General features: G+C 66.8%; 14 protein-coding genes and 2 tRNA genes. 10 read left to right on the top strand and 6 right to left on the bottom strand.

The genetic code is table 11. The annotated features are described in order from the left end of the window. Nucleotides 1-3 precede the first annotated feature (3 nt). Nucleotides 4-555 (bottom strand): CDP-diacylglycerol--glycerol-3-phosphate 3-phosphatidyltransferase, encoded by a 552-nt coding sequence (gene pgsA / locus IFT71_RS13360; RefSeq protein ID WP_031395843.1) that lies wholly within the window; start codon nucleotides 553-555, stop codon nucleotides 4-6. Between the two features lie 223 nt (nucleotides 556-778). Here pgsA and IFT71_RS13355 point away from each other — a divergent pair, with 223 nt between their 5' ends. Then, nucleotides 779-2,110, top strand: a complete 1,332-nt coding sequence (locus IFT71_RS13355) for an MFS transporter (protein WP_052148897.1) — start codon at nucleotides 779-781, stop codon at nucleotides 2,108-2,110. Here the strand turns inward: IFT71_RS13355 and IFT71_RS13350 are convergent. Next, the gene (locus tag IFT71_RS13350) at nucleotides 2,100-2,267 is read right to left on the bottom strand and encodes a hypothetical protein (RefSeq protein WP_168427553.1); all 168 of its coding nucleotides are present in this window, start codon (nucleotides 2,265-2,267) and stop codon (nucleotides 2,100-2,102) included. The two genes, IFT71_RS13355 and IFT71_RS13350, sit on opposite strands and share 11 nt — an antisense overlap. Nucleotides 2,268-2,363: 96 nt before the next feature. Here IFT71_RS13350 and IFT71_RS13345 point away from each other — a divergent pair, with 96 nt between their 5' ends. Then, nucleotides 2,364-3,047 carry a peptidylprolyl isomerase gene (locus tag IFT71_RS13345; RefSeq protein ID WP_192070700.1) on the top strand — a complete coding sequence of 228 codons (684 nt, stop codon included), beginning with the start codon at nucleotides 2,364-2,366 and terminating at the stop codon, nucleotides 3,045-3,047. A 140-nt stretch (nucleotides 3,048-3,187) separates the two neighbouring features. Continuing rightward, nucleotides 3,188-4,402, top strand: a complete 1,215-nt coding sequence (locus tag IFT71_RS21740; RefSeq protein WP_192141474.1) for a methyl-accepting chemotaxis protein — start codon at nucleotides 3,188-3,190, stop codon at nucleotides 4,400-4,402. 88 nt (nucleotides 4,403-4,490) lie between these two features. On the opposite strand, the gene IFT71_RS13335 is transcribed toward IFT71_RS21740, so the two are convergent. Together IFT71_RS13335 and IFT71_RS13330 are read right to left on the bottom strand one after the other, a co-directional pair. Next, nucleotides 4,491-4,566, bottom strand: a tRNA-Ala gene (locus IFT71_RS13335). A gap of 82 nt (nucleotides 4,567-4,648) precedes the next feature. Then, complete coding sequence (locus tag IFT71_RS13330; RefSeq protein ID WP_031395784.1) at nucleotides 4,649-4,975, bottom strand: TIGR02300 family protein; 327 nt, start codon at nucleotides 4,973-4,975, stop codon at nucleotides 4,649-4,651. A 98-nt stretch (nucleotides 4,976-5,073) separates the two neighbouring features. Here IFT71_RS13330 and aroA point away from each other — a divergent pair, with 98 nt between their 5' ends. Both aroA and cmk read left to right on the top strand, forming a co-directional pair. Then, nucleotides 5,074-6,408 (top strand): 3-phosphoshikimate 1-carboxyvinyltransferase, encoded by a 1,335-nt coding sequence (aroA, locus tag IFT71_RS13325; RefSeq protein ID WP_192141460.1) that lies wholly within the window; start codon nucleotides 5,074-5,076, stop codon nucleotides 6,406-6,408. Nucleotide 6,409: 1 nt separating this feature from the next. Then, nucleotides 6,410-7,042 (top strand): (d)CMP kinase, encoded by a 633-nt coding sequence (gene cmk, locus IFT71_RS13320; protein ID WP_192141458.1) that lies wholly within the window; start codon nucleotides 6,410-6,412, stop codon nucleotides 7,040-7,042. 241 nt (nucleotides 7,043-7,283) lie between these two features. Here cmk and IFT71_RS13315 read toward each other — a convergent pair whose 3' ends face one another. Continuing rightward, complete coding sequence (locus tag IFT71_RS13315) at nucleotides 7,284-7,541, bottom strand: SemiSWEET family transporter (RefSeq protein WP_031441625.1); 258 nt, start codon at nucleotides 7,539-7,541, stop codon at nucleotides 7,284-7,286. A 275-nt stretch (nucleotides 7,542-7,816) separates the two neighbouring features. Here IFT71_RS13315 and rpsA point away from each other — a divergent pair, with 275 nt between their 5' ends. The 5 genes from rpsA (at nucleotide 7,817) to IFT71_RS13290 (ending at nucleotide 11,978) form a co-directional block, all read left to right on the top strand. Then, nucleotides 7,817-9,535 carry a 30S ribosomal protein S1 gene (gene rpsA / locus IFT71_RS13310; RefSeq protein WP_031393081.1) on the top strand — a complete coding sequence of 573 codons (1,719 nt, stop codon included), beginning with the start codon at nucleotides 7,817-7,819 and terminating at the stop codon, nucleotides 9,533-9,535. A gap of 128 nt (nucleotides 9,536-9,663) precedes the next feature. Further along, on the top strand, nucleotides 9,664-9,945 hold the full coding sequence (locus IFT71_RS13305) for an integration host factor subunit beta (RefSeq protein ID WP_031393082.1): 282 nt from the start codon (nucleotides 9,664-9,666) through the stop codon (nucleotides 9,943-9,945). Between the two features lie 64 nt (nucleotides 9,946-10,009). After that, nucleotides 10,010-10,093 (top strand) — tRNA-Leu (locus IFT71_RS13300). Between the two features lie 95 nt (nucleotides 10,094-10,188). Then, on the top strand, nucleotides 10,189-11,547 hold the full coding sequence (locus tag IFT71_RS13295; RefSeq protein ID WP_342212658.1) for an ABC transporter substrate-binding protein: 1,359 nt from the start codon (nucleotides 10,189-10,191) through the stop codon (nucleotides 11,545-11,547). Between the two features lie 5 nt (nucleotides 11,548-11,552). Further along, nucleotides 11,553-11,978, top strand: a complete 426-nt coding sequence (locus IFT71_RS13290) for a DUF4112 domain-containing protein (RefSeq protein ID WP_031395950.1) — start codon at nucleotides 11,553-11,555, stop codon at nucleotides 11,976-11,978. A gap of 7 nt (nucleotides 11,979-11,985) precedes the next feature. Here the strand turns inward: IFT71_RS13290 and IFT71_RS13285 are convergent, their stop codons facing one another. Beyond that, nucleotides 11,986-12,705 carry a ribonuclease T2 family protein gene (locus tag IFT71_RS13285; protein WP_192142023.1) on the bottom strand — a complete coding sequence of 240 codons (720 nt, stop codon included), beginning with the start codon at nucleotides 12,703-12,705 and terminating at the stop codon, nucleotides 11,986-11,988. Between the last annotated feature and the right edge of the window lies 1 nt (nucleotide 12,706).

Below are 12,706 nucleotides of genomic sequence, written 5' to 3'. Positions count from 1 at the left end.
CGCTCAATCCATATGCTTCAGGCCGACGCGCAGGTAATCCCAGCCCGTCACCAGCGTCAGGACCGCAGCCCCCCAGAGCGCGGCGAGCCCGACGCCGTGCACCCACGGCATATCGGGCAGCGCGCCGGCGAGGATCAGTCCGCCCAGCGCGACCAGCTGCAGCGTCGTCTTCCATTTCGCGAGCTGCGAGACGGGCACGGACACCTGCACCTGCGCCAGGAATTCGCGCAGGCCCGACACCGCGATCTCGCGGAGCAGGATGACGAGCGCGGCGATCACATGGACGCCCGCAATATCGCGCGTGCCGACCAGGATCAGGATGACCGCCGCGACCATGATCTTGTCCGCGATCGGATCGAGGAAGATCCCGAGGCGCGACACCGCACCGTTCGACCGCGCGAGATAGCCGTCGAAATAATCGGTGATGCCCATCAGGCAGTAGAGCGCGAAGGCGATGCCGTAGCCGGCCGCCCAGCCGGGCCACCACAGAAAGCCGACGAGAAGGGGTACCGCGACAATGCGCGACAGCGTCAGAAGGTTGGGCAGGGTCCACACCCCGCCTTCCCTACTCCGGTCATGCCCTTGGCGAAACCGGGTTTTACCGATCGCGGCCGACTAATGTGCGGCCAGGCCGAACGCCGGGCCGCGTCGCGGGGCCTCCTCCGGATCCCGTACGCGGACACCCGGCCGACGCGGGCGGCGCTAAACCATTGGCCTACCGCCCCCGCTGGGCTAAGGCCGCGGCAGTCTTATTGCCACGATCAGGGCCTTTTCTCGCATGCGCAACGCACTCGGGTTGCTGAAGCAACGACGCTTCCTGCCCCTGTTCACGACACAGTTTCTGGGCGCCTTCAACGACAATCTGTTCAAGACGTCGATGGTGTTGTTCGCGACCTATGCGATCTTCAACGATCCGCGGATGGAGGCGAATTTCAACGCACTCGCCACCGGAATTGCAATCATCCCCTTCTTCCTGCTCTCGGCACTCGCTGGGCAGCTCGCGGACAGCCACGACAAGGCGCGGATCATCCGGCTCGTGAAGAGCGCGGAGATCGGCATCATGGCGCTCGGCGCGGCGGGGCTGATGGTGGCGCGCAGCGGCCATTCGACGATCGGCCTTGGGCTGATGCTCGGGGCGGTACTCTGCCTGGGGGTGCATTCGACGTTCTTCGGGCCGATCAAATACGCGATCCTGCCGCAGCATCTGCCGCCATGCGACGTGCTCGGCGGCACCGGGCTGGTCGAGGCCGGTACCTATCTGGCGATTCTCATGGGGACGATCACCGCCGGGTTCATGACCGATCATATCGAGCGCGCGGCGATCGCGGTGCTGGCGATCGCAGTGATCGGCTGGTTCGCGGGTCGCCAGGTGCCGCCGGCACCGCGCGAGGGCCCGCCGCTGGTGCTGAACTACAACCCGTTCACCGCGTCGTGGCGGCTGATCAGCGCGACGATGCATATCCCGCGGCTGTTCCTGGCGATCTGCGCGATCAGCTTCTTCTGGACGATCGGCGCGGTGCTGATCGTGATCTTCCCGCCCTTGGTCAAGAACGTGCTGACCGCGGACGAGCGGGTCGCGAGCTTCGTGATCGCGGTGTTCTCGATCGGCGTCGCGATCGGTTCGGTGGTGATCAACACGATGCTCAAGGGCCGGATCTCGGCACGCTACGCACCCGCCTCGGTGATCGCGATGGGCGTATTCGTCCTTATCTTTTCGGTCCTGGTACGGACCTGGACGCCGGCGGCGCCCGGCCATTTCTATGACTGGGCCGGGTTCCTCGCGCAGCCGCGCGCCTGGCCGGTGCTCGGCACGCTGATGATGATCGCGATCACCGGCGGCATGTTCGTCGTCCCGCTCTACGCTTTTCTAACGACGACGGTCGAAAAGGATCAGACCGCGCGGACGGTGGCCGCGAACAACGTCGTCAACTCGGGCGCGATGACGATCGGGTCGATCGCGGTCATCGGCATCACGATGGCGGGCGTGACGCCCGAAGACCTGCTGTTCCTGGTCGCCGGCATGTGCCTGGTATCTGCCTGGATCGCGCAGAAGCTGCACCGCGCCTGTGACGACGATGCCGAAACCTGCCTGCCCGTGATCAGAAAATGAAGCTGTAGAAGCAGGTGAAGAAGGCCGCGAAGCTCAGCACGAACAGCTTGACGTCCTGATCGTCGCGCCCGCCCGGCGCTGCGATCACGGGCGGGGGCAGCGTCCGTCGAAACGGGTGGCGCGCGGCTTCGTTGGTCAGGACTAGGCGTCGGGTCATGCCGACCGGTTAACGCGGTGTTTACCTTTTCGACCAGCGACAAAATCGTCCCGTTTTAACCCGTCCGCGAATGGGACAGAATTAAGGAGTTTCGACATGCTGCGATACGCCGTCCTCGCCACCCTGATGGCAAGCGCCCCGCTCGCCGCACAGGGCGTGCCACCCGTGCCAGCCCCTGCCACCGCGCCTGCCACCGCGCCCGCAGATGCGTCGCCACCGGTGCCCGCTGCGACGCCGCGCCCCGCGACCATCGGCGTGACGCTGACCACCAGCCTCGGCCCCATCGTGCTCGAACTCGAGAAAGAGCGCGCCCCGATCACCACCGCGAATTTCCTGCGCTATGTCGACGCGCGCAAGCTTGACGGCACGACCTTCTATCGCGCGCTGCGGCTGGGGCCGGATACGGGGCTGATCCAGGGCGGGATCCAGGGCGATCCCAAGCGCGCCTTCCCGCCGATCGCGCACGAGCCGACCAGCAAGACCGGCGTGCTCCACACCGACGGCACGATTTCGCTCGCACGGCTGGCGCCGGGGACCGGGCGCGCCGACGTGTTCATCACCGTCGGCGCGATCCCCTTCCTCGACGCGCATCCCGAGAAGCCGGGCGACAATACGGGCTTTGCCGCGTTCGGGCACGTCGTCCAGGGCATGGACATCGTCCGCGGCATCCTTGCCGCGCCTACCTCGCCGACCAAGGGCGAAGGCGTGATGAAGGGCCAGATGATCGCCGCGCCGATCCGCATCCTGACCGCCCGGCGGACCCCGCCCGCGACACGGTGAAGCCAGTCGCAAAGGGCAACTGATCGGGGTTAAGTAACGGATCTAGAACCATTTTGGGCTAGTCCGCGGTGATGCAGACGCGACATGCCGTAATCCCCCGCCCCTCGCCAGCGGTGGAAACCGCGCCAGGCACGGGGACGATGCCCCCCGACGTCTTGCTGGCGATCGCGATGACCGCGGTCGCGGACGGCGTCGTGGTCTTCGACCCGGCGGAGCGGATCGCGCTGGTCAATCCACGCGTGGGGGCGCTGTTCCGCTTCGACCCGGACCGCGTCATGACCGGCATGGACATGGCGGACTTTCTCGGAGTCGTCGGCACCGCCGTCGGCTGGTCCGCGGCACGGATCGCGACGGTGGTCGACAATCATCGTCGCTGGCAGGCCCGGCAGGAAAGCGTCGATATCGATCATCATTTCGACGACGGGACGATCCTGCATATCAACTTCGCCCCGCTGCCCGGGCACTGCGCGGTGATCACCTACCGCGACGTCACGGTCGAGCGACGGCTGACCGACGTCGTCGCGGCGCAAGCCGCGCAGGCGGAACGCTTCCGCAAGGAGATCGCGACCGTCGTCACCGAAACCGATGCCGCGGCGGCGGAAGGCCAGGCGATGGGCCGCGCGGGCGAAGCCGAACTCGAACTGATCGGCCGCGATTTGGGCGACGTCGTCGTCGCCGCGCAGCAATCCACCGCCGCGATGCAGGATGCCGCACAGACCTCGGCGATGATGGCCGGCATGATCGACACGGTCGTCGACCAGGTCCGCCACACCAGCAGCGCCGCCAGCGGCGCGATGGCGCATGCGCACGAGACGGTCGCGCTGTCTCAGGGGTTGTCGGACCATGCCGGATCGATCGGCTCGATCCTCGACATCATCCGCGCGGTCGCCCGGCAGACTAGCCTCGTCGCGCTCAACGCCGCGATCGAGGCGGCGCGCAGCGGAGAGGCCGGGCGCGGCTTCGCGGTGGTCGCAGCCGAGGTGAAGACGCTTGCCACGCAGACGTCCGATGCGGTCGCGCGGATCGAGCCGCAGATCTCGGCGATGCAGATCGCGACGCGCGACGTCGTCGCCGCGAATCGCGCGATCGCGCACGACATCGCCGATATCCAGGCCCGCGCGGTCATCGTGACCGACACCGCACATAGTCAGAACGAGCGCATCCTCGCGATCACCGCCGCGATCGACGAAACCGCGCTCACCGCGCGCGCGATGACCGACAGCGTCGAACATCTCGAAGTCCGAAACCAGCGCTTCATCAGCCTGGCCAGGCGGATCGGCCAGCAGCTCGAGTCCGTCCACGCCCTGACTCATGGTCTCAGCGTCGCCACCGAGACATTCCAAGCGACCTATTGAGGCTCGTGACGGGTTGGCAGCGGTACGACCCGCTGCGGGGTATCCATCAAAAATATGGGACCGCGACCGCGTCGCGTATCAACGAGAATGGTGGAGCCGAGGGGGATCGAACCCCTGACCTTTCGCATGCCATGCGAACGCTCTCCCAGCTGAGCTACGGCCCCATTCCCGTTGGGAGGCGGCTCACTAACCGGAGCCGCCCGGGTTGGCAAGCGGCGTAAACGCCGCCTGCCAAATTTCTTTATCTCAACGCTCGTGCTCGTCCTGCGGCGTCTCGACGCCAAGGTCGTCGTCACCGCCCAGATCGACTTCGTCGTCCGCGGACGGCTCTTCGTCCTCGCCGGTGATCGAGGCGATATCCTCTTCCTCGTCACCCTCGAGATCCGCATCGGGCTTCTTAGTGTCGGGCTTGGCGACCTCGAACGGCAGCGGCTGCTTCGACTTCAGGATCGGCTCGGGCTCCCACGCATACCCGCATTCGATGCAGGTGACGGGGTCGGCCTTTTCGAGGTCGTAGAAACGCGTCGCGCATTTCGGACACGAACGCTTCGTGCCCCATTCCGGCTTGATCATGCCGATAGAACCTTTCGAATGGATAGATTGTGGGGGATGCCCCCGCAAAGTGGGCGCGCCTTGCCATAGCGCAAGGCCACTGTCAAAAGCCCGGCCCCATGACACACCCCCTCCCCCAACCGCTGGACGTCGTCGCGCGCGGTCCGCTGACCGGTTCGATCGCGGTTCCCGGCGACAAGTCGATCAGCCACCGTGCGCTGATGTTCGCGAGCCTCGCGGTCGGAACCAGCCGGATCACCGGCCTGCTCGAGGGCGAGGACGTGCTCGCCACCGCGGCGGCGATGCGCGCGATGGGCGCGACGATCGAGCGGCAGGACGACGGCATCTGGGTCGTCGACGGCGTCGGCGTCGGCGGGCTGCTCCAGCCCGCGACCGCACTCGAGATGGGCAATTCGGGCACCTCGACGCGATTGCTGATGGGGCTGGTGTCGAGCCACCCGATCACCTGCACCTTCACCGGCGACGCCTCGCTGTCGGGACGGCCGATGGGCCGCGTGATCGAGCCGCTGTCGCAGATGGGCGCGGACATCACCGCGTCGCCCGGCGGCAAGCTGCCGCTGATGGTGCGCGGAATCTGCCCCGCGGTGCCGATCACCTACACGCTGCCGGTCGCGTCGGCGCAGGTGAAGTCGGCGATCCTGCTGGCGGGGCTCAACACGCCCGGCATCACCACGGTGATCGAGCCGGTCGCGACGCGCGATCACAGCGAACGGATGCTGACCGGGTTCGGCGCGCAGCTGACCGTCGAGGAAACGGACCAGGGCCGCGTGATCTCGATCACCGGCGAGGCGGAGCTGACCCCGCAGGATATCGTCGTGCCGGGCGATCCGTCGTCCTCGGCCTTCTGGCTGGTCGCGGCGTCGATCGTGCCGGGGTCGGACATCGTCGTGCGCAATGTCGGGCTGAACCCGACACGGACCGGCATCGTCACGGCGCTGCGCATGATGGGCGCGGACATCACCGAGCTCGATCCGCGGACCGTCGGCGGCGAGCCCGTCGCCGATCTGCGCGTCCGCCATGCCGCGCTGACCGCGATCGAGGTGCCGGCCGATCTCGCGCCGAGCATGATCGACGAATATCCGGTGCTGTTCGTCGCCGCGGCGTTTGCGTCCGGCACGACCGTCGCCAGGGGCGCGCACGAGCTGCGGGTGAAGGAATCGGACCGCATCACGACGATGCGGATCGCGCTCGATGCGTGCGGCGTGGTGTGCGAGGAATTCGAAGACGGCATGGCGATCACGGGTTCGGGCGGGGCGGCGATTCGCGGTGGCGCTCGGGTCGCCTCGAAACTCGATCATCGCATCGCAATGAGCATGGTCGTGGCTGGACTTGGCAGCGCCGAGCCGATCACGATCGACGACATATCGCCGGTGGCGACGAGCTATCCCGTGTTTTTCCGGTCGCTCGACGCGCTGACCGGCAAGGGGGAATAAGATGATCATCGCAGTCGACGGTCCGGCGGCATCGGGCAAGGGCACGATCGCGCGCGCCCTGGCGAAGCATTACGGCCTCCCCTATCTCGATACCGGCCTGCTTTACCGCGCGGTCGCACTGAACGTGGCGCGGATGGGGCTGGATCCCGAGCAGGAGGCCGATGCGGTCGCCGCGTGCGATTTCGACGATGCGGTGATGACGGACCCGGCGCTGCGCGACGACGATGTCGGGGCAATGGCCTCGATCGTGTCCGCACATCCGCTGGTCCGCGCGGCGCTGATGCAGCGGCAGAAGCGGTTTGCCGCGCAGGCGGGTGGCGCGATCCTCGACGGGCGCGATATCGGCACGGTCATCGCGCCGGATGCGGATGCCAAGCTGTTCGTGAAGGCGACGCCCAATATCCGCGCGCAGCGGCGCCATGCTGAATTGCAGGCACGTGGCGGGACGGCAAGCAAGGACCGCGTACTGGCGGACATTCGCGCGCGCGATGCGCGGGACAGCGGCCGCTCGATCGCACCGCTGGTGATGGCGCCGGATGCAGCGTTGCTCGATACGAGCTTCCTGTCGATCGAAGCGTCGGTGCAGCGCGCGGTGGCGCTGGTCGAGGCGCAGCGGGCGAAGAAGGCGGGTTAGGCCTTTCCCCCTCCCAGCAGAGACCGCCACCCCGGCGGAGGCCGGGGCCCAGTTGGAAAGGTCGCAGTAACAAGGCGCTGCACTCAGTTAGTGACGGCCCCCAACTGGGCCCCGGCCTTCGCCGGGGTGGCGGCGGTTGGGGTGAGACATCGTCCACCAACACTGTTTCCCCGCGAAGGCGGGGACCCAGACTGAGCTCCCGCCTTCGCGGGAGAACAAGGAGGCGCGGAGACGACGCCCCTTACAACGCCGTCGCCAGCGTGATCGCCCCCAGCACCACCCCCGGGAAGTTCGCCACCGCGATCGGCCAGTCGCGCTTCGGCTTCAGCACGCCATACGCGACCCACAGCCCGCAATTGACCATCGTCGCGAACGGCTGGACCACCGATCCCTTCTGCCCGGCCAGGTTCAGCATGATCTGGTCGATATAGGACAGGTACATCACGATCGCCGTCGCCGTGGCGATCCAGCCCAGCACGAGAATGCCGCGTTCGCTCAAATCTTCGCTCCTGTTGTGAGCCGCCCCTAACGCTGCAGCGGCGAACTTGCTCCGAGACGGGGTTTCCGCTACACAGGAGCGTCCGGCGAGCGATGCTCGTGGAGGAAGGCGCGGAGACCTGTGAGTCTCACGCGCCGTTTTCGCATTCAGCGTCTACATCCTCTGCGCCTCGTGCCGTCCGGATGCCGTGCCGGCGTTCGGTCGTCGCGGCAACGAAGGCCAAGACCAGCGGATCCAACCGCTTGGCCGGAAACAGACTAGGATTACTGAATTCTATGGCAACCCAGGTAATGCCGTCGCGCGACGATTTCGCCGCGATGCTGAACGAGACGCTCGGCGACGCCGACAGCTTCGAGGGCCGCGTGGTGCATGGCACCGTGACCGGCATCGAGAACGACATGGCCGTCATCGACGTCGGTCTGAAGTCGGAAGGCCGCGTGCCGCTTCGCGAATTCGCAGCGCCGGGCCAGAAGGCTGACCTGAAAGTCGGCGACGAAGTCGAAGTCTATGTCGACCGCGTCGAGAACGTCCATGGCGAAGCGATGCTCAGCCGCGACCGTGCGCGCCGCGAAGCCGCATGGGACAAGCTGGAAACCGAATTCTCGAAGACGACCCGCGTCGAGGGCGTGATCTTCGGCCGCGTGAAGGGTGGCTTCACCGTCGACCTGAACGGCGCCGTCGCGTTCCTCCCGGGCTCGCAGGTCGACATCCGCCCCGTGCGCGACGTCACCCCGCTGATGGACATCCCCCAGCCCTTCCAGATCCTGAAGATGGACCGCAAGCGCGGCAACATCGTCGTGTCGCGTCGCGCCGTTCTCGAAGAGACGCGCGCAGAGCAGCGTTCGGGCCTGATCCTCAGCCTCGCCGAGGGCCAGATCATCGACGGCGTCGTCAAGAACATCACCGATTACGGTGCGTTCGTTGACCTCGGCGGCATCGATGGCCTGCTGCACGTCACCGATCTCAGCTACAAGCGCGTCGGTCACCCGAGCGAAGTCCTGAACATCGGCGACACCGTCAAGGTGCAGATCATCCGCATCAACAAGGACACCCAGCGCATCAGCCTCGGCATGAAGCAGCTGGAGAGCGATCCCTGGGATGGCGCGATGGTCAAGTATCCGGTCGGCGCAAAGCTCACCGGCCGCGTCACGAACATCACCGAATATGGTGCGTTCGTCGAGCTGGAAGCGGGCATCGAAGGCCTTGTCCACGTGTCGGAAATGTCCTGGACCAAGAAGAACGTCCATCCGGGCAAGATCGTGTCGACCTCGCAGGAAGTCGACGTCATGGTCCTCGAAGTCGATTCCGAGAAGCGTCGCATCTCGCTCGGCCTCAAGCAGGCTCAGGCCAATCCTTGGGAGGCGTTCGCTGCCGCGCATCCGATCGGCTCGACCGTTGAGGGCGAAGTCAAGAACGCGACCGAATTCGGTCTGTTCATCGGCCTCGACAACGACGTCGACGGCATGGTCCACATGTCCGACATCGCCTGGGGCGTTTCGGGCGAGGACGCGCTCAACCTGCATCGCAAGGGTGAGACCGTCGAGGCCGTCGTGCTCGACATCGACGCCGAGAAGGAGCGTATCTCGCTCGGCATGAAGCAGCTCGAGCGTGGCGGGCCTTCGGCCGGCGGCATCGCAGCAGCAGGCGACAAGCTGAACAAGAACGCGATCGTCACGGTCACCGTTCTCGAAGTCCGCGACGCGGGCCTCGAAGTTCAGCAGGGCGACGATGGGGCGACCGGCTTCATCAAGCGCACGGATCTGGGTCGCGATCGCGACGAGCAGCGTCCGGAGCGTTTCCAGGTGGGCCAGAAGTTCGACGCGATGGTGACGGGCTTCGATCGTTCGAAGAAGCCGACCTTCTCGATCAAGGCGATGCAGATCTCCGAAGAGAAGCAGGCTGTCGCTCAGTATGGTTCGTCGGACTCCGGCGCGACCCTCGGCAACATCCTGGGCGAGGCTCTCAAGGCCCGCACGGAAGCCGAAAAGAAGTAAGCGAATTGGGACCGGGATGCTCGATGCATTTCGGTCCCTTTTGCTTTTGGCTTGAAACTCATTTGGTGCTATCGCCCCAATTACTGACCTAAATCAGTATTATCACATATGGGCGGGGGCTCGTTACCATGATCAGATCTGAGCTTGTTCAAAAACTGACCGATGCGCATCCGGACCTGGAGCCGCGCGAGGTCGAATTGATCGTCTCGTGTTTCTTCGACGAGATCTCGAAGCGGCTGGCCGCCGACGGCCGGGTCGAACTGCGCGGTTTCGGCGCATTTTCCACGCGCGCGCGCGATGCGCGGACCGGGCGCAATCCCCGGACGGGCGAAGTCGTCGCCGTCGACGCCAAGCGCGTCCCCTATTTCAAGCCCGGCAAGGAAATGCGCTCGCGTCTTAACGTCGATTGAGCGGCGCCTGCGGGTCCAACATGGGTTGACCCTGCGCTCGACCTCGTCTTTCTGACTCCCGTGTGCGGACGTGGCGAAACCGGTAGACGCAGGAGACTTAAAATCTCCCTCCCCTGGAGTGCGGGTTCGAGTCCCGCCGTCCGCACCATCACGCTTGCCTGTGCCGCCGCGCTGCTCTTCGCACCGGCGGCCTGCAACCGGCGCCGCGACTCGGGCGCGGTCGTCGTCAGCGCGATCGGTGGGGTGCCCGATGCCGCGGATGCCCGCCGAGGCCCGATCGACCTCCCCTCGCGCCTGTTGATCGATTCGACGGCGCAGGGGTTGGTCCGGTTCGATGCTGCCGGCCAGATCGAGCCTGGCCTCGCCGAACGCTGGATCGTCATCGATGATGGCATGAGCTATATTTTCCGCCTGCGCGAAGCCACGTGGAGCGACGGTAGCCGCATCACCGCGGACCAGATCGTCGCGATGCTCAAACGCCAGATCGTGCCGGCATCGCGCAATCCGCTCGCCCCCTTTCTCAGCGCGGTCGACGAGATCGTCGTGATGACGCCGCAGGTGATCGAGGTCCGGCTGTCGCGGCCGCGTCCCGACCTGCTCAAGCTGTTCGCACAGCCCGAACTCGCGCTGCTGCGTCTGCGCCCGCCCGGCGGCAGCGGCCCATTCCGCATCGCCCAGCCCGGCGCCGCGCCGTTGCTGCGCCCGGTCTATGATCTCAACCGCGCCGACCCCGAAGACCAGCTCGAGATGCAGCCCGAACGTGACGTCCGCCTGATCGGCGAGCGCGCCGCGCGGGCGATCGCGCGGTTTGCGCATCGCGACTCGGACCTGGTCAGCGGCGGCAGCTTCGCCGACTGGCCACTTCTCGCGACGGCTGATATCGCCCCCGCCGCGATCCGGGTCGACCCCGCGGTCGGGTTGTTCGGGCTCGCGATCGTCTCGCGGACGGGCTTCCTTGCCGAGGCGGCGAACCGTGCGGCGATCTCGCAGGCGATCGATCGCACCGCGCTGACCGCCGCGATCGCCCCGAATTGGGAGGCTGCGGATCGCATCCTCGCCGAACCGCTCGACTCTGCCGGGCTCCCACAGGTGCCGTCATGGACGCTGCTGAACCAGGACGAGCGCCGCGCGGGTGCCCGGTTACGGGTCGCGACGTGGCGCGAGCAGGCGCAGAGCGGGCCGATCGCGATGCGGATCGCGCTGCCCACGGGATCGGGCGCGACCATCCTCTACGCGCATGTCGCCGCCGCGCTGCTCCGGATCGGCATCCTGCCCGAGCGCGTCGCGATCGACGCCCCCGCCGATCTGCGGCTGATCGATCTGGTGGCGCCCTATGACAGCGCGCGCTGGTATCTGGCGAACGCGTGCATCGTCTGCAGCGCCCCCGCGCAGGCGGCGCTCGACGCCGCGCGTGCCGCGCCGACGCTCGCCGAACGCAGCCAGCGGATTGCGGCGGCCGATGCCGCGCTGAACGAGGACGTGCCCTTCATTCCGCTCGCACGGCCGCTCCGCTGGTCGCTGGTCGCGACGCGGCTGCAGCAGTGGCAGCCGAACAGCCGCGCGTGGCACCCGTTGAACAGGCTTCGTCCCGACACCAAGTGAGTCGCATGACCAACAATGCCACTCGCATCGATCCCGCCACGCTGGCCAGCAGCTTCGCGATCGGTCAGGACCCGGCCTCGGTCCGCGCCCGGGTCGAGGCGCTGGAGCGCATTCTGGAACGCGCGTTCATGGTCCCCGGGATCAACCGCCCGATCGGGCTCGACGCGATCGTCGGGCTCATTCCCGTCGTCGGCGACCTGATCGGTGCGCTGATGGGAAGCTGGCTCGTCTGGGAGGCGCGCAACCTCGGCATGTCGAAGTTTCAGCTCGCCCGGATGATGGGCAATGTCGGGTTCGACGCAGCGCTCGGGCTGGTGCCGTTCGTAGGCGACGCCGCGGATTTCATGTTCCGATCGAACACGCGCAACCTGCGGATCATCAAGCGTCACCTCGACAAGCACCACCCCTCGACCGTCACGCTGGCCGGCTGAGTGCCGGTCAGCCCTCGCCGCGCCAGATCCTGATGGGCGTGCCCTGCGTGACCCCGCCTGCGTGCGCGGGGCAGCGCTTGTAGCGGAAGGCGGTGTCGAGACAGATCCAGAGCTCGTCGAGCCAGCCCTGCTTGGTCGTCGTGACGCGCATCATCGCCGCGTTAAGGCCGGGATTGGCCTTCGCCATCGCCGTGGCGAACTGCCCGGCGGTCAGCGGGCTTCGCGACAGGGTGTCCATGTCGGGATAGCGCAGCTTGGCGTAGAGGCTGCTCGACTGGCGGAAATAGCGTGCGGGCTGATAGCCCGGCATGCAGGTCCCGTGCTTGGCCCATTCATGCTGGATCAGCTGCGCCGACGGCGTCGTGCAGAGCTGGCGCTTGATCACTGCCTGCGGGACGATCGCGGTCGCGCGGCAATATTGTGGCCAGGTCTTGCCTGCGCCGTCGGGCCACAGGCCGTGGAGCGTGAAGCCGAACCGGTTGCCCGCCCCGCACTGGAATCGCGCGCTCGGCTGGTCGCCTTTCTCGCGGCAATATTGCGGGGCCCAGGTGATGGCGAGCGTATAGCTCGCGATCGGCAGGATCCGCGCGGGTTCGCGCGCGGACGGCAGGTCGGGGCGGACGCGGTCGGTGCCGCCCATGGGCGCCGAACAGCTATAGGCCTGCGCCGCGGCGATACCCGGTGCCGACAGCCCCGCGACGATCATCATGCCCGCGAGTCGGTTCATC

It is taken from the genome of Sphingomonas sp. CFBP 13733, assembly GCF_014841795.1.
Taxonomy (GTDB): domain Bacteria; phylum Pseudomonadota; class Alphaproteobacteria; order Sphingomonadales; family Sphingomonadaceae; genus Sphingomonas; species Sphingomonas aerolata.
The sequence above is the reverse complement of the archived record's forward strand: the minus strand, read 5'-3'. Positions and strand labels throughout refer to the sequence as shown.